The sequence below is a fragment of the Pseudomonadota bacterium genome, assembly GCA_016719885.1.
GTDB lineage: Bacteria > Pseudomonadota > Gammaproteobacteria.
The window spans coordinates 1-19,103 of the sequence record JADJYF010000010.1 but is presented as its reverse complement, the minus strand read 5'-3'; the positions used below and the strand labels follow the sequence as shown (position 1 = coordinate 19,103).

Here is a 19,103-nt window from a genome sequence, read left to right as displayed (position 1 = left end):
TTCTTCATGATCCCTGCCGCGTTCCGGGTGCCGACTCTCGAGCTTTGCAATGCGCTGCGCGACCTTGCGCGGCGGCTGGCACGACGACTGCGCGTGGTGGGCGTGATGGCGCTCGGCGCTTCGCCCTGTGCGCTGGCGGCCGGGCCCTTGCCGGTGCCCTGCACCACCTGCGGCGTGCCGTTCGCGGCGCCGGGCGTGGCGAGCGTCATGACCCGTGGCAACACGCTCACCGTCACGCAGAATCCCGCGCGTGCAGTGCTCAACTGGCAGAGCTTCGATATTGCCAAGGGCAAGGCGGTGCGTTTCGCACAGCCCTCCTCGAGCGCCATCGCGCTCAATCGCATTCATAACGACAGCCCGAGCGAAATCTTCGGCAAGCTGTCCGCCAACGGCCAGATCTATCTCATCAACCACAACGGCATCTTGTTCGGTCGCAGCGCCGAGGTCGACACCAACGCGCTGGTCGCATCGAGCCTCGACATGGACGATGCGGTGTTCAACAAGCTCGGCATTACCGGCGCCATCAACGATGCGGCCGGCGCCAAGCCGGCCTTTGCCGGCAGCGCCGATGCGGGAGCAGTGACAGTCGCGCGGGGCGCCGAACTCAAGTCCGCCGAAGGCGGCCGCATCCTGTTGCTGGCGCCGGAGGTGAACAATGCCGGCAACATCACCACGCCCGGCGGCCAGGTGATTGCCGCTGCCGCCAAGGACAAGGTCTATCTCGCCGCCGCCGACGGCGATCCGAACCTGCGCGGCCTGGTGGTCGAAGTGGAAACCGGCGGCACGGTCACCAATACCGGCACCGTCAGCGCGCCGCGCGGCAATGTCACGCTGCTGGGTTACGCGGTCAATCAACAGGGCCTGGCGAGCGCCACCACCAGCGTCAGCGTCAACGGTTCGGTGCGCCTGCTGGCGCGTGACCGCGTGCAGGTGGTGCACAACGACGTGAAGGGCACCAACACGCCGACCGCGCTGCACGGCGGCGTGCTGACCATCGGCGCTGCTTCGCGCACGGAAATCACGCCCGTCGCGGCATCGACCGAGACCGACGCGGCCAAGGCGCGCAAGGCCGACGCCAGCCTGCGCGAGGCGGTCGATTCGCAGCCGCAGGCGCGCTCGAAGATCGAACTGTTCGGCAACAAGCTGCGCGCCGACGGTGGCGCACGCATCACCGCGCGCGGCGGCGACATCAACATCAAGGCACAACGCAATAGCGTCGCGGCGCCTGGTGAAACAGCGGACGCCGCGCTGGCCATCGCCACGGACGTGCGCATCGATGCTTCGGGCACACGCGACGCCGAGGTGTCCCTGACGCGCAATCTCGTCAGCGTCGAACTGCGCGGCAACGAGTTGCGCGACGCGCCGCTGCAGAAGAACGGCGCGCTGCGCGGCATGCGCGTCACGTTCGATGTGCGCAAGGGCACGCCGCTGGCCGATGTCAGCGGCGCGGTGGCGGGCCTACGCCGATCCCTGGATGAACGCCTGGCGCCGGGCGGCTCCATCACCCTCGATTCCGACAATCGCCTGGACGTCGCGCCGGGCGCGACCCTCGACGTGTCGGGCGGTGTGGTCACCTACAGCGGCGGCGTGCTGGACACCACCAAGCTCATCTCCGGCGGGCGCCTGTTCGACATCAGCCAGGCCGATCCCGGCCGCGTCTACGACGGCATCTTCGGTGCCGCGCAGACCGTGCATCGCAAGTGGAATGTCACGGAAAACTACCGCTTGTTCAGCGATGCGCGCGCGAATTTCGAGGCCGGTTACCGCGAAGGCAAGGACGCCGGCACGCTGACCCTGGCCGCGCCCGTGGTCAACATGCGCGGTGCAGCCAAGGGCGGCATCACCATCGATGCCTTCCAGCGCAACAAGCCTGGCGGCCTCGCCGGCTTTCAACGCGCCTACGATCAGCAGCCGCTCGCCGGTCGCCTGACGCTTGGGCGCGGCAGCATCGAGTTCGACGCAGGCGTCGCCCAGGATTACCTGCTCGACGACGTGCGGCTCGACACGCGCGCGCTGGCGGGCGCCACCACCGTGGCCAATGGCAATGGCCACCTGCTGACGCTGTCGCCGCAGCTGTTCGAGGCGGGCGGTTTCACGCGCGTCGGCCTGTTCGCCAACGGCGGCGTGCAGGTGACGGCCGACGTGGATTTCGATCTCGGCGCCTATGGCGAAATCGACATCGGCGCGGGTGAGGTAGACATCAGCGGCAAGTTGCGCGCCGCCGACGGTCGCATCGCCGTCAATGCGCTGCCCACCGTCAGCACCGGTAACGACGCCACCGCGCTCAGCTTGAACGCGGGCGCTGTACTCGACACCCAGGGTCGCTGGGTCAACGACAGCGCGGCGCGCGCGCGGGACAGCGGCGTGGGCGAGGGGCCCTTGGCCATCGACGGCGGCGCGGTCGCGCTCACCGCCATCGGCTCGCTGGATCTTGCGCGCGGCAGCCTCATCGACGTCGGCGGCGGTGCACATAAGAACAGCAAGGGCAGTCTCGTCGCCGGCCAGGGCGGCAGCATCACGCTCAGCAGCGACGACGTGCTACCGACGCGCCTCGCTGTCGACGGCGAACTACGCGGCCTGGCGCTTGCCAAGGGCGGCAAGTTGAGTTTGAGCGGCGGCGGTTTCGCCATCCAGTCCGAAGACACGGCGGCAGGCAATCTCACCGTGCTGCGTCCGGCCTTGTTCAGCGCCGAGGGCTTTGCCGACATCAGCCTCAACGCCAATCGCGACGGCATCCTGATTGCGCCGGGCACTTTGCTAGACCTGCGCCAGCGCAATCGCGTGCTCGATACGCGCACGGTCGGCGCCGCCACCGGCACCGATATCGACAGCCTCGGCGCCGCCACCTATCTCGACGCTGCCGAGCGCGCACCGACCCGACTCGCGATGGCGTTCAAACGCCGCGCCAATCAACCGCTCGCGAGCGCCGAAGTACGCATGGGCAGCGGCGCGCGTATCGACGCCGATGCGCAATCGAGTGTCAGCCTCAGCAGCGATACGCGCCTTGTCGTCGACGGCGTGATCTCGGCGCCGGCCGGCAACATCACGCTCGCCATCGTCAATCCGCGTGACGGCAACGATCGCGGCTACGACGCCACGCAGGCCGTGACCCTGGGCGCGCATGGCGCGCTGCTGGCGCCGGCCGCGCTGCGTAAAGAGGCCAACGCGCTCGGTGTGCGGCTCGGCGAGGTCTTGAACGGCGGCCAGGTGAAGCTCTCCGCGCAGCGCGGCTACGTGCTCACCGAGCGCGGCTCGCGTATCGACGTATCGGGGACCGGCGCGGTGTTCGATTTGCCGAATCCGCGCGATGCCTCGCATCGCATCGCGACCCGCGTCAATGGCGTCGGCGGTGATATCACGCTCTCCGCCGCCGAAGGCATGCGCTTGAACGGCGCCTTGTTCGGGCGCCAGGGTGGCCGCCTCGATATCGCCATCAATCCGCTCGAGCGGGAAACCGCCGCCGATCTGACCGGTCTGCCGGCCTTTCCCGATGCACCGCGCGCCATCGTGATCGGCGGCGTTGCAGAGCCCGATGTACCGCGCGGCGCGCCGCTGCCGGCCGCCGATCACGGCGAGCTGCGACTGTCGCCGTCGATGCTGCGCAAAGGCGGCTTCGCGGCGCTGCGTCTCGCCACGCGGCCGGTGTTGACCGGCACCGATATCGACGCCGTGCGCTTCGTCGGTGACCAGGAGCTGTCGCTGACACAGTCCTTGATACTCGACACGTCGTCGCTGGTGAGCGACGGCGGTGCGCTGCGTCTCGCCGCGCCCTACGTGCAGCTCGGCAGCAGCAACGAGCTGTTTCGCCGCCCCGCCAGCGCCACGCGCGGCAGCGGCAGCCTGACGGTCGACGCGCAACTCATCGACTTGACCGGTGACTTTGCCGTGCAAGGCGTTGGCGATGCGCTGCGCCTGCACAGCGACGGTGACTTGCGCCTGATCGGCACGCGCGTGCCGATCACCAGCAGCAGTCAATTGCGCGGCAGCTTCGAGGCCAGCGGCGATGTCGACATCGATGCCGCGCGTGTCTACCCGTCCACCCTCAGCGCCTACACGCTCGCCAGCAGCGGCGACGATGCCACCATCACGCTGCGCGCCTCGGCCCGTCATGCCGCGCTGCCGCTGTCGGCCGGCGGCAGCCTCAGCCTCGAGGCGGACAACATCGAGCATGACGGCCGCCTGTTCGCGCCTTTCGGACAATTGACGCTCGATGCCGATGCGCGCCTGGTGCTGGCGCCGGGCAGTGTGACGTCGGTATCCGGCGCGGACTTGCTGGTGCCTTTCGGTCAAACCCAGTTCGGTCGTGAATGGACCTTTCCGCTCGACGTCGTCACGCGCCTCGTCGAGACCCTGCCCGACAAGCGCGTGAGCCTGGCGGGCGCCGATGTAAACGTGGCGCGCGGCGCGGTGGTGGATCTCAGCGGCGGCGGCGACCTGTTGGCCAGCGAACACCTGCCCGGACCGGGCGGTTCGAGTGACATCCTCGACGGGCGCGACCAGGCCTTCGCCATCGTGCCGCAGCTGGATTCGCCGTTCGCTCACTACGATCCGCTGGCGTCGCCGAACTTCGCCTATGCCCCCGACGCCAGTATCGAACTGGCCGACAGCGATGTCGCGCCGGCCGGTCGCTACGCGGTGCTGCCGGCCCGCTACGCGCTGTTGCCCGGCGCGCTGCTGCTGACACCGGACGACGGCGCCACGACCATCGTGCCGGGTCTGCGCGGCCAGACCCGCGACACCTTGCCGCTGGTGGCCGGCCGCCTGGGCAGCGCGGGCGGAGACATCGCCGACCGCGCCTGGCAGGGCTATCGCGTCGAGACTGGCAAGGATTGGCGCCAGCGCGCGGAATACCGCGAGACCCGTGCCAGCGATTTCTTCGCGGCCAGCGAGGCGGGCGCTTTGCTGCCCGGCGACGCCGGCGCGCTGTCCCTGGCGGCGAGCCGCTCGCTGGCGCTGTCGGGGCGCCTGCTCGCCACCACCGCGGCCGGCGGTCGCGGCGCTGAAATGGACATCGCCGCGCAGCACCTCGCGGTCGTGAACGACCTCGGCGGACAAGGCGGTCGCGTCGAGATCCGCGCCGCCGATCTGAACGCCTTCGGTGCGCAAAGCCTGCTGCTCGGCGGCCGCCGTCGTCATGTCGACGGTAACGTGGTCTTGGACACCGTGGCCAGCGACGTGACATTCGAAGCCGACACGCAGCTGCAACTGCCCGAGCTGTTGGCGCTGGCCAGCAACGAGGTGGTGCTGGACCGCGGCGCGCGCATCAGTGCGCGCGGCCGCGCCGTCGCGCACCGTGGCGCCTTCGAAGTGGAGGGCGACAACGCGCTGCTGCTCGCCACCACTGGCACGCAGCCGCGGGTGGTGCACAGCGCTGAAAGCGGCGCGCGCGGCACGGTGACGGTGCATGAAGGCGCGTCCCTGTTCGGCAGCGGCGCACTGGCCCTCGACGGCAGTCGCGGCACGCGCGTGGCCGGCACGCTCGCCACCGATCAAGGCTCGCTGCGTCTCGCGAGTTCACGCGTGAGCCTCGGCGCGGTCAGCGGCGTCAATGACGGCCTGGCACTGAGCAACGCCGAACTGCGCGCGCTGGCGGCGCGCGAGCTGATCCTCGACAGTCGCAGCTCGCTCGATGTTTACGGTTCGCTGGACGCCAACTTCGACACGCTCGTGATCAACGCCGCCGGCATCATCGGCCACACGCAGGGCGGCGACAGCGTGGCCTTGCGCGCCGACAGCATCGTGCTCGGCAATGCCGGCGGACGCAGTGACGCGAGCGCGCAAGCCGTCAGCGCCGCGCCCGGCTCGGTGCTGCGCATGAGCGCGCGCGAGATCAGCATCGGTCGCGGGCAGTTCGACGTGAACGGCTTCGACACGCTGGCGCTCAGCGCTGGCGACAGCCTGACCGGTATCGGCCAGGCCGGTCTCACGACCGCCGGTGATCTGAGCCTGAGCGCCGGACGCCTCACCACCCGCAGCGGCGCACGCCTCGTGATCGGCGCCGAGCACGCCGCGTTCCGCGCGCCGGCCAAGCCGAGCTTGCCGGCCTCGGACTCCCTGGGCGGCGCCTTGCAGGTCGACGCCGACAGCATAGACTTCGCCGGCCGCATTGAACTGCCGGCCGGTCGCGTCGCCTTGAATGCGAGCGGCGTGGACGGCCTGCGTGTGCGCGAGGGGGCGAGCATCGATGTCGCCGCCCGCCGCGAAGTGTTCGGCGACAAGACCGTGGCGGTGCCCGGCGGTCGCATCGCCTTGCAGGCGGCGCAGGGCGGCATCGCCATCGACGCCGGCGCGCGGCTCGATGTCTCGGCGAGCGGCGGCGGTCGCGCCGGCAGCATCCTCGCCAGCGCGGCGGCGGGCGCCGTCAGCATCGACCGTGATGCGCAATTGCTCGCCACCGGCGCACCAGGCAGCGGCAGCCTGTTCGTCGATGCCGACAGCCTGGCGCCCGATACTTCCTTGTCGGCGCTCAACGCACGGCTGAACGATGCCGGCTTTGGCGACGCGCGCGCGTTTCGCGTGCGCGAGGGCGATCTCACGCTCGCGCGTGGCGCGCTGATCCGCGCGCATGACGTGACGCTCACCGCCGACCATGGCGCCATCACCATCGCCGGCACCATAGACGCGCGCGGCCGCGACGCCGGTCGCATTGCGCTCAATGCCCATGACGACGTGACACTCACCGGCAGCGCGCGCCTCGATGCCAGCGCGCGCGGCGCGAGCCAAGCCGGTGGCCTGGTGTCGATCGGGACCAGCGCCGGCAGCCTGCATCTCGCCGCCAGCGACGACAACACGCGCGGTATCGACGTCGCCGGCACCGTGACTGGCGGCAGCGCGCGCGAAGACAGCGGCAAGCTGGTGCTGCGCGCGCCGCGCATCGCCAACAGCGAGGTCGCGGTCGATGATGTCGACACGCGTGTGGCCGGCGCGTCGCGCATCACGCTGGAAGCCTTGCAGCGCTACAGCGGCACCAATGTCGGCACCACCTTCACTACCGCGCGCAACGACGCGGCGGCCTTCATGGACCATGCGCCGGACATCGCGGCGCGACTCGGTCGCGACGGTGATGCCCGCTTCCATGTCACGCCCGGCATCGAGATCACCAGCACCGGCAATCTCACGCTGTCGTCCAATCTCGATCTGTTGAACCAGCGTTTCGGCGACGAGGTCGGCACGCTGACGCTGCGCGCGCAGGGCGATATCCTCATCAACGGTTCGCTCAGCGACGGCGTGGCTTTTCAGACCTACGTCGATGCCGGCTCCGGCGAGGAGATCGCGGAACTCGGCGCACGTGACCGCGTGCAGAGCGGGCCGTCGTGGTCTTATCGCCTGAGTGCGGGCGCCGATCTCGACAGCGCCGATCTCGCCGCCACGCGCGCCGGCGGCGGCGACCTGGTGATCGCCGCCAACCGTCGCGTGCGCACCGGCACGGGCTCGATCGACATCGCCACCGGCGGCGAATTGCGCCTGGCGGGCGCCGGCGCGTCCATCACCACGCTCGGCGAACAACGCGGCACCGGCAGCTACGATCCCTTGTTCACCGAAGGCCTGCTGCGCGGCGACTATCTCGCGCGCGGCGGCAATATCCGCATCGATGCCCACGGTGGCGTACGCGGCGTCGCGAGTCCGGCGCTGCCCGACTGGATGGCGCGCATGGGCGGCAGCAACATCCAGGTCGGCGAGGTCGTGCCAACGGCGTGGGCCATCAACGTCGGCGCCTTCCCACAGGGCATCGCCACCCTCGGCGGCGGCGCGGTCTCGATCCGCGGCGAGGGCTCGCTCACCGACCTCAACGTCGCCTTGCCGACCAATGGCCAGCCCACCGGCGCCGGTGGCAGCGCCGGCGTGGGCATCGCCGGCGGCGGCAATCTCGACATCGATGTCGGCGGCGACATTTCAGGCGGCGTGTTCCTGCTCGGACGCGGCGATGCGCGACTGACGGCCGGCGGCAACATCGGCAAGGCCAACGCGACGTCGATGGCGCCGGTGCTGGAACTCGGCGACGGCCGCATCGACCTGGTGGCGGGCGGCAAGCTCAACCTGGAATCAATCTTCAACCCGACCCTGACGCCGGTCTCGCCCAGCCAGAGCGTCGACAGCTTCGGCAGCGCCTCGGCGGTGTATTTCTCCACCTACGGCGACCACAGCCGGGTGTCGCTCACCGCGCTGGCGGGCGACGTGGTGATGGAGAACCGCGACGGCCTGCTGCGCGCCGCCTACGGCGACCGCAATTTCGGCGCCGGTGACATCATGGCCTTGACGCTGGCGCCCGCCACGCTGCAGGCGGCAAGCCTGCGCCGCAATCTCGTGCTCAACAATTCGCTGATCCTTGCGCCCGCCGCGCGCGGCCAACTCGACCTGCTGGCGGCCGGCAGTCTCGTGACGACCAATGTGCAGACGCGCATCCCTCTCATCGATACCGACCCGGCGCAGATCCCCTCGGCGGCGCAGCCGAGTCAAGGCCTCGCGGGCCTGTCGACCGCGCTGTTGTCCGACCTGCCCGGTCTCGGCCACGGCGCCGTGCCCCTGCATGTCGGTGACAACGAGCCCGCACGCATCGTCGCGCGCGGCGGCGACATCGGTGCCGGCGATGGCAAGCGTCTCGACATCACCTTGTCCAAGCAGGCCTTGATCGAAGCCGGCCGCGACATCGTCAACCTGTCCTACAGCGGCCAACACCTTGCGGCCACCGATCGCAGCGTGGTGCACGCCGGCCGCGACCTGCGCTTCTCGACCTTGCGTAATTCGCTCGGCACGCTGCTGATCAACCAGGCGCGCTACGAGTTCAACGGTCCCGGGCAGTTCGATGTGCTGGCGGGGCGCGATGTCGATCTCGGCACCTCGGACGGCCTGCTCGGCAGCGGGCGCCTGCGCAATCCCGCGCTGGCGGCGGGCCTCGGTTCGCTGACCGTGATGGCGGGCCTCGCCAACCCACCTGACCATGCGGCCTTCATCCTGCGTTACCTCGACAAGGGCCGCGACTACGACGCGCCCCTGGCTGCATTCGTCGCCAGCCACGGCGGCAGCGCGCAGGGCAGCGCGCTCGATCAGTTCGAGGCCTTGGGCCGCGACGTGCAACGCGAGTTCATCACCACGGTGTTCTTCAACGAGATCAAAGAGTCCGGAATCGCGGCCTCCAAGGCCGGCGACACCGCCGACGACTACAGCCGCGGCTTCGCTGCCATCGACACCCTGTTTGCAAAGCGCGGCGGCAGCGGCGACATCATTTCGCTGTTGAGCCGCATCCAGACCCTGGACGGCGGCGACATCAACCTGCTCGCGCCCCATGGCGCGGTGAATGCCGGCGCGGCGGCGCTGACCGGCCTCGCCAAGACGCCCGACGAACTCGGCATCGTCGTGCAACGCAGTGGCAATCTCAACGCGTTCACGGCCGGCGATTTCCTCGTCAACAGTTCACGCGTGTTCGCGCTCGACGGCGGCAGCATTCTCATGTGGTCTTCGCGCGGCAACATCGACGCCGGCCGTGGCGCCAAGTCGGCGCTGTCGATCCCGCCGCCGGTGGTGAGCTTCGACGCGCTCGGCAACGTCATTACCGAGTTCCCGCCGGCGGTGGCGGGCAGCGGCATCCAGGCGGCGGTCAGCAGCGCCGGCCGCGCGCCGGGTGACGTGTTCCTGTTCGCGCCGGGCGGCATCGTCGATGCGGGCGACGCCGGCATCGCCTCGGCGGGCAACCTGACGATTGCCGCGACCGCGGTGCTGGGCGCCGACAACATCAGCGTCGGCGGCGTGGCCAGCGGCGTACCGAGCGCGGCGGTCAGCGTGCCGGTGGGCCTGGCCGGCGCCAGTGCCGCGGCCGGCAGCGCGAGCAATGCGGCGGCCAATGCCGCCGCCGATTCGTTCAATGACAAGGACCAGAACACGCAGAACCTCGGCAAGGCGCTGGTCTCGATGATCTCGGTCGAATTCCTGGGGTTTGGTGAATGAAGATTGTGTGCGCCTTGTTGTTGACCGCGCTCACGCTGTGGAGCGTCACGAGCGGCGTGGCACTGGCCGCGGTGGCGGAGCAGCCCGCCGAGGCGGTCGAGACCTTCGACATCTGGGAATACCAGGTGGAAGGCAACACCATGCTGCCGCAGGAGGACGTCGAACGCGCGGTGTACGGTCATCTCGGTGAAGGCAAGTCCATCGCCGACGTCAACGACGCCCAGAAGCAGCTCGAGACCCTGTACCACGAACGCGGCTTCGGCAGCGTGCTGGTGGACGTGCCCGAGCAGGATGTACAGAACGGCGTGGTGAAACTCAAGGTCACCGAAGGCCGTGTGGGCCGCATGCAGGTCACCGGCTCGCGCTACTTCTCGCTCGGGCGCATCAAGAGCAAGCTGCCGTCGCTGGCGAGCGGCGAAGTGCCGAACCTTTCGCAGGTGCAAAAGGAGCTCGCGACGCTCGCCCAGATGTCGCGCGACAGGACCATCACGCCGGTGCTCAAGCCGAGCCGCACGCCGGGCAAGCTCGACGTCGAACTCAAGGTCAAGGATACGCTGCCGCTGCACGGCAGTCTGGAACTCAACGACCGCTACAGCGCTGATACCACTCACCTGCGCCTCAACGCGGCGCTGCATTACGACAACCTGTGGCAGCGCGAGCACAGCATCGGCATCGCTTACCAGGTGTCGCCCGAGGCCAGCGACGAAGTGGAGGTGTACTCGGCCAATTACCTGTGGCGCTTCGAGGACTCCGATCACCTGCTGGCGCTGTACGGCGTGAAATCCAATACCAACGTCGCGACCATCGGCACCTTGGGCGTGATCGGTTCAGGCGTGATCGGCGGCGCGCGTTACATCGTGCCGTTGACGGCTTTCGATGGCGTGTACCACAGCCTGTCGCTGGGCGCCGACTACAAGGATTTCGACGAGCAGATAGGCTTCGACCAGGGCGGCACGGTGGTCACGCCCATTTCCTACCTCAAGTTCTCGGCGGCCTACAGCGGCACCTACGCCTGGCACCAGCAGCTGAGTCATGTCGAAGCGGTGTTCAATCTCGGGCCCGATGGGCTCGGCAACACGCACAAGGAATTCGAGCGCAAGCGCTTCAAGGCCAAACCCAGCTTCGCCTACCTGCAGGTCACGGCCGACAATCTCACGCCCTTGCCGGCCGGCGCCGCGCTGTTCGCGCGCGTGAGCGGGCAGGTGTCGGGAGATCCGCTCATCACCAACGAGCAGTTCTCGGTCGGCGGCGTCGACGACGTGCGCGGTTATCTCGAAGCCGAGCGTCTCGGTGACAATGCCGTGGCCAGCACGCTGGAACTGCGTTCGATGAACCTTGCCCGTCATTACCCGAAGCAACTGCGCAACCTAGAGCTCGTGGCCTTCACCGACGCCGCCGCCTTGCGCACGCTGTCGCCGCTGCCCGGCAGCAAGAAGAGCGCGATGCTGTGGAGCACCGGCCTCGGTGTGCGCGTCGAGGCGGCCAAGCACCTTGAGGCCGCGTTGATGTGGGCCTATCCATTGCGCGCGGGCGATCGCACACCAAGTGGCGATCAGCGCGTGCATTTCAATCTCGGCGTCGAGTTCTGACTCCTCATTGATGCGCTGACACGGGGGTGTCATCGAAACGCCCCTCGCCTGTCATTCGACAGTCACATGCCCGCCATAGACTCGCTGCCCAACAACCCCGGCCGCAAGCCGACAATCTGGACGACGAACCCGTGTCGATACGCACCGCATTACTTGCCTTGAGCGTCATGTGCTCGAGCACCTCCGTCATGGCGTGGTGGAACCCGGATTGGATCTCGCGCAAGGCGCTGACCGTCAACACCACCAGCGCAGGCGTCGATGTCGCGACGGATCTGAACGACGTGCCGGTGCTGGTGCGCCTGCACGGCGGCAACTTCCCGCAGTTCCTGAACGTGAAAGATGGCGGCGCGGATTTCCGCTTCGTCGCCGGCGATGACCAGACGCCGCTCAAGTACCACGTCGAAAAATTCGACGCCGCCGCGCAGATCGCACTGGTGTGGGTGAAGCTGCCGGTGCTGAAGGCGCACAGCGCCGACAACAAGTTCTATCTCTATTTCGGCAACCAGGCCGCCAACAAGGCCGATGACGCCGGTGGCACCTACGAGGTCGACACCGCCGCGGTATTCCACTTCGCCGACGCGGCCGGCGCCGTCGAAGACAGCAGCGCCTATGGGACGGCGACCACCAGTGCGCTGGCGTCGACGCCGACCGCCGGCGCCGTGACGCCCACGCCCTTGTCGCTGCTGGGCATGGGCGGCGTGCTGAGCGGCAACGAAGGCGTGGTGGTGAGCGATGCCCCGCAACTCGCGCTGACACCGGACAAGGGCTGGGCAGTGAGCCTGTGGATCAAGCTCGACGCGCTGCCGGCCACCACCGGCACGCTGCTGGAGCGTGGTGAGGGCGCGCAGCGCCTGGCGCTGACCTTGAGCGGTGGGCAACTCAACGCGAGCTATGGCGGCGTATCGTTAGCCGCCAGCAGTGCGCTGGTGGCCGGGCAATGGCAGCACGTCGCGCTGAATATCGAGGCCGGCAAGCTGCAGTTGTTCGTCAATGGCGCGCCGGCCGGCGAGGCGGCTGCCGCGGTCGCGCCGATGAGCGGTGCTACCTCGATCGGCGCGGCACGCGATGGCAAGGCCGCGCTCGCCATGCAGATAGACGAATTGAAGTTCTACGGCCGTGCGCGCGGCGCCGACTTCTTTGCCGCCCAGGCCGCCATCGAAGGTGAGCGCAACGATCGCGTGGTCGGCTACGGCGCCGACGAAAGCCAGGACAGCGCCGGCGCCGAGGGCGAGGCCCACACCACCAGCCAGTTCGGCGTCATCATCGACTACGTGTTCGGGCGCGAGGAAGCCATCGTCGAGCAGGCCGTGATCGGCGTATGCATATTGATGGCGGCCATCGCGGTGATGGTGATGTTCCTGAAAGCGGTGTATCTCGGCCGCGCGCGCCGCGCCACCAACCGTTTCCTGTCCGCCTATCGCACTCAGACGGCGGGCGCCGGCGCAGCGCTGGACGCGCTGGTGTCGGGCAGCCGCAGTTACGGTGATTCGCCGCTGTTTTCCATCTATCGACAGGGCATCGAACAGGTGCGCGGTCGCCTCGAAGGCAGCGGCGCGAGCGGCCTCAGCGACAAGAGCCTGGGTGCGATCCGCGCCACGCTCGACGCCACCGCGGTGCGCGAACAACAGCGACTCAATTCACTGCTGGTGCTGCTCACCATCGCCATTTCCGGCGGGCCCTTCATTGGTCTGCTCGGCACCGTGGTGGGCGTGATGGTGACGTTCGCCACCATCGCCAAGACCGGCGACATCAACATCGCCGCCATCGCGCCCGGCATGGCCGCCGCGTTGCTGGCGACGGTGGCCGGACTCGGCGTCGCGATACCGGCATTGTTTGGCTACAACTACCTCGGTTCGCGGGCCAAGGAGCTCGGCGCCGACATGCAGGTGTTTGGCGACGAATTCATCGCCAAGGTCAACGAAGTGCACGGCGTGTAAGCGCGGTCGACGGGAGCAGCGAACATGGCCGCGGAAGTCAAAGGCGATTCCGAACCTTACGACACCATCAACATCACGCCGATGGTCGATCTGACCTTCGTACTGCTGCTGATCTTCATCATCATGACCACCGCCTCGGTGCAGGGCGTGAAGGTCAACCTGCCACAAGCGAGCAGCGCGGCCTCGCTGGCCGCGCCCAAAACCAAGGCCGTCACCATCACCGCCGACGGCAACGTGTTTCTCGATACCTATCCGGTCACCCTGCCGGAACTCGAGAGCCGGCTCGCGTCGCTGTATGCCGCGGATCCCGAGTTGCCGGTCGTGATCAAGGGCGATTCGACGGTGCAATACCAGTTGGTGATGGACGTGCTCGATCTGACCGGGCGTGTCGGCATCACGCAAATCGGCCTCGTCACGCAGAAGCTCGTCAAGTAGCACGCGGCGCGCATCATGGAGCCGGCACAGGATCAGGAACGGGAATCGGCGGCGCACCGCTACGGACCGTTACTCGGTGGCGTGGCGATGCTGGCGGTGTTCGCCATCGCCGGGTATTTCGTGGTGGGCGGCATGCACGGCGCGAAGGCGCCCGAGCCGCCCAAGATCCAGGAGATCTCGCTGGTGCAACCGCCACCGCCGCCGCCGCCGCCGCCCAAGGTCGAGGAACCGCCGCCGCCGGAACAGGTGATGGAGGAACCGAAGCCCGAGCCGGAACCGGTGGCCGACGATGCGCCCGCCGACGAAGCCGCGCCCGGCGATGAGCTCGGTCTCGACGCCGACGGCACGGCCGGCAGCGACGGCTTCGGTCTGCGCGGCAAGAAGGGCGGCCGTGGGCTCATCGGCGGCGGCGATCGCAACCGCTGGTACGCGGGTCAACTGCAGCGCGAGTTGCAGACTCTGCTGTCGAACAACGCCGAGGCGCGCGGCGACAAGTACGCGGTGGTGATCAAGCTGTGGATGAGCGAAGACGGTCGCGTCGACCGTTTCGAACTGCTCGATTCCACCGGCAACGACGACAGCGACGCCGCGCTGCGCAAGACGCTGACCCGTCTGCATCTCAAGGACGCCCCGCCGGCCGACATGCCGCAGCCGCTCAAGCTGCGCATCGTCGCGCGCTGATCCGAATTAAAAGCTCCATCAACGAGAACCGTCTTGAACAGATTCACCGTCAAGGGCCTCGCCGGCCCGCTGTTGCTGCTCGCCGCCGCATCGACCCACGCCGCCCCGGCGGCCGACGAAAAGCAGCAGCTGCTGGAATTGAAGAATACGGTGGTGAATCTCGTCGACGCGCTGGTCAAGCAAGGCGTGCTGCAGCCAGAGCTCGCCGCCAGCCTGGTCAAGAAAGCCGAGACCGACGCCGCCACCCAGGCCGCGCAACAGGTGGCGATGGCGGCGGACGAGGCCGCGCCCGTCGCCGAAGCGGGTGCCAGTGCCGCTCCTGGCAAAGTGGTGCGCGTGCCCTACGTGCCGGAGTTCGTGAAAAAGGAGATCCGCGAGCAGGTGCGCGCGGAACTGCGCGAGGACGTCTTGAGTGATGTCTCGCAGAAGGCCAAGCAGGAACGCTGGGGCACGCCCGATGCGTTGCCGGCGTGGGTCAACAACATCAAGATCTCGGGCGATGCGCGCGTGCGCAACGAGTACAACAAGTACGGCAAGGACAATGCCGACACCCTGTCGGCGCAGAATCTCTATCTCGACATTCCGCGCGTCAACGCCGCCGGCGGCATCAGCCAGGCCGGTGCGCGCGCGTTTCTCAATACCTCGGACGACAACAACCGCTGGCGCGAACGCGTGCGCCTCAACCTGCGTGCTGCCATCACGGACCACTGGACGTTCGATACGCGGGTCGCGACCGGCAACCAGACCAACCCGGTGTCGACCAACCAGACCCTCGGCAGCGGCGGCCAGCGCTTCAGCATCCAGCTCGACCGCGCCGCGCTGCTTTACGAGCTGCCGGCCGAGCAGGGCTTCGGCTGGTTGAACAGTACGCTCAATTTCGCCGCGGGCCGCATCGCCAACCCGTGGATCTCGACCGACCTCGTGTGGGACGAGGATCTCAACTTCGATGGCGCGGCGCTGAGTCTCAAGCGCGTCATCGGCCAGGAGGAGGGCATCAGTGGTCTCGGCCCGAGCGGGCGCCACGTGTTCGCGACGGTCGGCCTGTTCCCGTTGCAGCAGGTGGAATTCTCGTCGCAGGACAAGTGGCTGGCGGCCGGCCAGCTCGGCGCGTCTTGGGAGTTCGAGAACCAGAACAAGCTCACCTTCGCGAGCGCCTATTACCGTTACATCCACATCACCGGCAAGAAGAATGCGCTGGGCAGCACGCAGAACAACAGCACCCAGCCGACTTTCCTGCAGAAGGGCAACCTGCTCTACAACATTGCCAACGATCCGAATCTCAACGGCGGCGCCGACGACGCCCTGTTCGCGCTGGCGGCGGACTACCACCTGCTCGATCTGAACCTGTCACTGGATCTCGCGACCTTCGCGCCCTACCACGTGATCTTCAAGGGGGACGTGGTCAAGAACCTCGGCTACGACCGCGACGAGGTGGCGCGGCGCACTGGTGGGGTCACTTATCTCTATTCCAACGGCGAGCGCAGCCTCGGCTGGCTGTTCGAAATGGTGGCGGGCTGGCCGCAAGTCACGAAGTTCCGTGACTGGCAGGTGTCGGCCAGCTACCGCTACCTGCAGCGCGACGCGGTGCTCGATGCCTTCACCGATTCCGACTTCCATCTCGGCGGCACGGATACCAAGGGCTGGGTGCTGGGCGGCAAGTACGGCCTGGCGCGTAACACCTGGCTGCAGCTGCGCTACCTGTCGAGCGCTGCCATCGACGGTCCGCCGCTGGATATCGATACCTTGCAGGTGGATCTCAATGCGAAATTCTAGCCGTGTTGCGCGTGGCTTCGCGCTGCTGCTGAGTCTCGGCGTGGGCGCAGCCCTCGCCGAGCCACCCAATGCCCAGGCGGCGCTGGCACGCGCCCAGGGCATGCTGAAACAGTTGAACGACGCTCGCCAGCAGCTCGAAATGGACAACGCGAAGCTCAAGGCCAGCAACGCGTCGCTGGAACAGCAGCTCAAGATTGCCCGGCTCGATGTCGGCGCCCGCGAGGCGGACATTGCCGCGCGCGGCCAGGAACTCGGCAGCGCCCGCGACAAGCTCACGCGCCTCGAAGCGCGCAAGCAAAAGCTTGGCGAGCGCCTCGAAGCACTGGTCGGCAAGTACAAGGCTTTGAAGGCCGAACACCAGGCGACACAGGCCGCCAAGGCGGAACTCGAGCGCAATCTCGACGCCACGCGCGCCGAACTCGCCGATGCGCAACAGAAGAACCGCGCGCTGTACGCCACCAGCCAAGAGATCCTCGAGCGTTACCAGCACAAGTCGCGCTGGACGGCGCTGCTGCAGAAAGAGCCCTTCACCGGCATCAAGCAGGTGGAAGTCGAAAGCCGCGCGCAGGCCTGGGAGGACGCGATGCACGAACAGTTGCTCGACGGCGAACCGGGCGCTGAATAGCGGACCGTAGGTGCGAATTCATTCGCACACAGTAGTGTCCCAACGTTAATCGAACAATATCAATTGGTTGTGCACTTTCGGCTGGTCGAGTGGCGACGGTTGGATCGTGTCCCTGGACGTGGTGTAAGAGCGCGAGCCTGGGCAGGTGCTCACCTGCGTTAGTTGATCACGGCGGAGAGCCGTGCAGCGGGATTGTCGATCAGGGACTGCAAGCCCTCAAGCTGCATGTAGCGCCGCTGCAGGGCCCACTCGTCGTTCTGCTCGAGCAGTATCGCGCCGACGAGCCTGGTCACCGCCGCGTCGTTCGGGAAGATGCCGACCACGTCGGTGCGTCGTTTGACCTCGGCGTTGAGTCGCTCAAGCGGGTTGGTCGAGTGGATCTGGGTTCGATGGGCCTTGGGGAAGGCGAGGTAGCTCAGCACCTCGGTCTCTGCCTCGTCCATCAACGCGCCGAGCTTGGGGAACTTGACGCGTAACTGGTCAGCGACGATGCGCCATTGCGCGACCGCCGCCTCGTGTGTCTCCTGGGCGAAGGCGGTGTTGATGGCGGCCAGCACCATCTGCCGTTGGCCCTTGCCGGCGTGAGCGAGCGCGTTGCGCAGGAAGTGCACCTTGCAGCGCTGCCAGGTCGCGCTCAACGCCTTCGACGCCGCCGTCTTCAAGCCTTGATGGGCGTCGGAGATCACGAGCTTCACGCCGCGTAATCCGCGCCGTGTCAGGCTGCGCAGGAAGTCCGTCCAGAACGGCTCGGCCTCGCTTGGCCCAACCGCCATGCCGAGCACTTCGCGCATGCCGTCGGTATTGACCGCCACGGCGATTATTACCGCCTTGGACACGATCCGGCCGGCCTCCCGCGCTTTGACGTAGGTGGCGTCGATCCACAGGTACGGCCAGTCGCCTTCCAGCGGCCGGTCCAGGAACGCCCCGACCCGCTCGTCTATTTCGGCGCACAGTCGCGACACCTGGCTCTTGGAGATCCCGCTCATACCCATCGCCTTGACCAACTCGTCCACTGAACGGGTCGAGACGCCTTGTACGTAGGCTTCCTGGATGACCGCCGCCAGGGCCTTCTCCGCCGTGCGGCGCGGCTCGAGGAACGGCGGGAAGTAGCTCCCACTGCGCAGCTTCGGGATCTTGAGCGGGATGCTGCCGGCGCGCGTCTCCCACAGGCGCTCGCGGTAGCCGTTGCGGCTGTTCTGCCGCTCGCCGCTGCGCTCGCCGTAGGCCGCGCCGCACAGATTGTCGACGTCCATCGCCATCAGGCTCTCGACGACGTGGGTGACCAGGTCGCGAAGGAAATCTTGGTCGGCCCCCTTCTCGACCAGCTCGGTCAGTGCAATGCTTGTCTTGGTCATCGTGGTGTTCTCCAGGTCATGGTTTAGCTTGGTAACTCAACCTTAACCCAGACCCACGATGGCCGCCGATCCCGGCCCAGCCCGCCCCGCGGGGCGGGCTGGGCTAACCGGACTAGCCACCTTCAGTTCTTACACCACTCCTTGGGACGCTACCGACGGTTGCTGGTCAAGTAGCTGATTTATTGGGGTTCTCTCGAATAGCGTGAGACTCAAGACCTGTAGGATTTCGTACAGAGAAGCGGAGAGCTTGAGTCTCTTTTTCAGGATCGCGACCAAGACATAGCTGGAGACAGCAATCCAGATCTGGGTCTTCACCGCATTCTCAGAGGTACCGAAGAATGCCTTGATGCGTAGATGCTGCTTGATCCATTTGAAGAACAATTCGATTTGCCACCGACATCGATACAGTTGCGCAATAGTGGTCGCAGGAAGTTCGAAGCTGTTAGTCAAGAAAACGAGGAATTTGCCGTCGTCGTCTCGGATGCGGATCCGTCGTACAGACGCGGGATAGTCTCTATTGGCGCGAAAGTAGGCAAAGGTCCCAAGCTGGTCGGAGACGATGTTGCTGTGAGCGTCAACGGTCTGCGAATAGCGACGCTTGAAGCGCAAGTTGGACTTGGCGCGAATGACAAAAAAGCTTGCAGCTTGATGCAGCTTGTATAACTGCTCGTAGTCGACATATCCACGGTCCATGACATAGAAAGCACCGGCCTCAGGCACGAGGATATCGAGGACGTTGACGTCGTGCCATTTGCCGTCGCTGATG

At 67.2% G+C, this 19,103-nt stretch carries 9 protein-coding genes; 7 read left to right on the top strand and 2 right to left on the bottom strand.

Features of this window, described 5'->3' with window-relative positions; all coding sequences use genetic code 11:
* The first annotated feature begins 6 nt into the window (after window positions 1–6).
* The 7 genes from IPM80_10920 (at window position 7) to IPM80_10890 (ending at window position 16,982) form a co-directional block, all read left to right on the top strand.
* Entirely contained in the window at window positions 7–9,942 is a 9,936-nt protein-coding gene (locus tag IPM80_10920; protein MBK8958921.1) for a filamentous hemagglutinin family protein, read from the top strand.
* Window positions 9,939–11,531: a ShlB/FhaC/HecB family hemolysin secretion/activation protein gene (locus IPM80_10915; GenBank protein ID MBK8958920.1), complete on the top strand. Its 1,593-nt coding sequence runs from the start codon at window positions 9,939–9,941 to the stop codon at window positions 11,529–11,531. Before IPM80_10920 ends, IPM80_10915 begins: the two co-directional genes overlap by 4 nt.
* A gap of 131 nt (window positions 11,532–11,662) precedes the next feature.
* Entirely contained in the window at window positions 11,663–13,468 is a 1,806-nt protein-coding gene (locus IPM80_10910; protein MBK8958919.1) for a DUF2341 domain-containing protein, read from the top strand.
* 24 nt (window positions 13,469–13,492) lie between these two features.
* A complete protein-coding gene (locus IPM80_10905) occupies window positions 13,493–13,903 on the top strand; it encodes a biopolymer transporter ExbD (protein MBK8958918.1) in 411 nt (136 codons plus the stop codon).
* 15 nt (window positions 13,904–13,918) lie between these two features.
* On the top strand, window positions 13,919–14,584 hold the full coding sequence (locus IPM80_10900) for an energy transducer TonB (protein ID MBK8958917.1): 666 nt from the start codon (window positions 13,919–13,921) through the stop codon (window positions 14,582–14,584).
* Between the two features lie 33 nt (window positions 14,585–14,617).
* Window positions 14,618–16,357, top strand: coding sequence for a putative porin (locus tag IPM80_10895; protein ID MBK8958916.1), 1,740 nt, complete (start codon window positions 14,618–14,620; stop codon window positions 16,355–16,357).
* On the top strand, window positions 16,344–16,982 hold the full coding sequence (locus IPM80_10890; protein MBK8958915.1) for a hypothetical protein: 639 nt from the start codon (window positions 16,344–16,346) through the stop codon (window positions 16,980–16,982). The genes IPM80_10895 and IPM80_10890 overlap by 14 nt, the downstream gene beginning before the upstream one ends.
* A 158-nt stretch (window positions 16,983–17,140) precedes the next feature.
* On the opposite strand, the gene IPM80_10885 is transcribed toward IPM80_10890, so the two are convergent.
* A complete protein-coding gene (locus tag IPM80_10885; GenBank protein ID MBK8958914.1) occupies window positions 17,141–18,337 on the bottom strand; it encodes an IS256 family transposase in 1,197 nt (398 codons plus the stop codon).
* 129 nt (window positions 18,338–18,466) lie between these two features.
* The coding region (locus IPM80_10880; GenBank protein MBK8958913.1) for an IS4 family transposase at window positions 18,467–19,103 on the bottom strand (637 nt) is incomplete at its 5' end.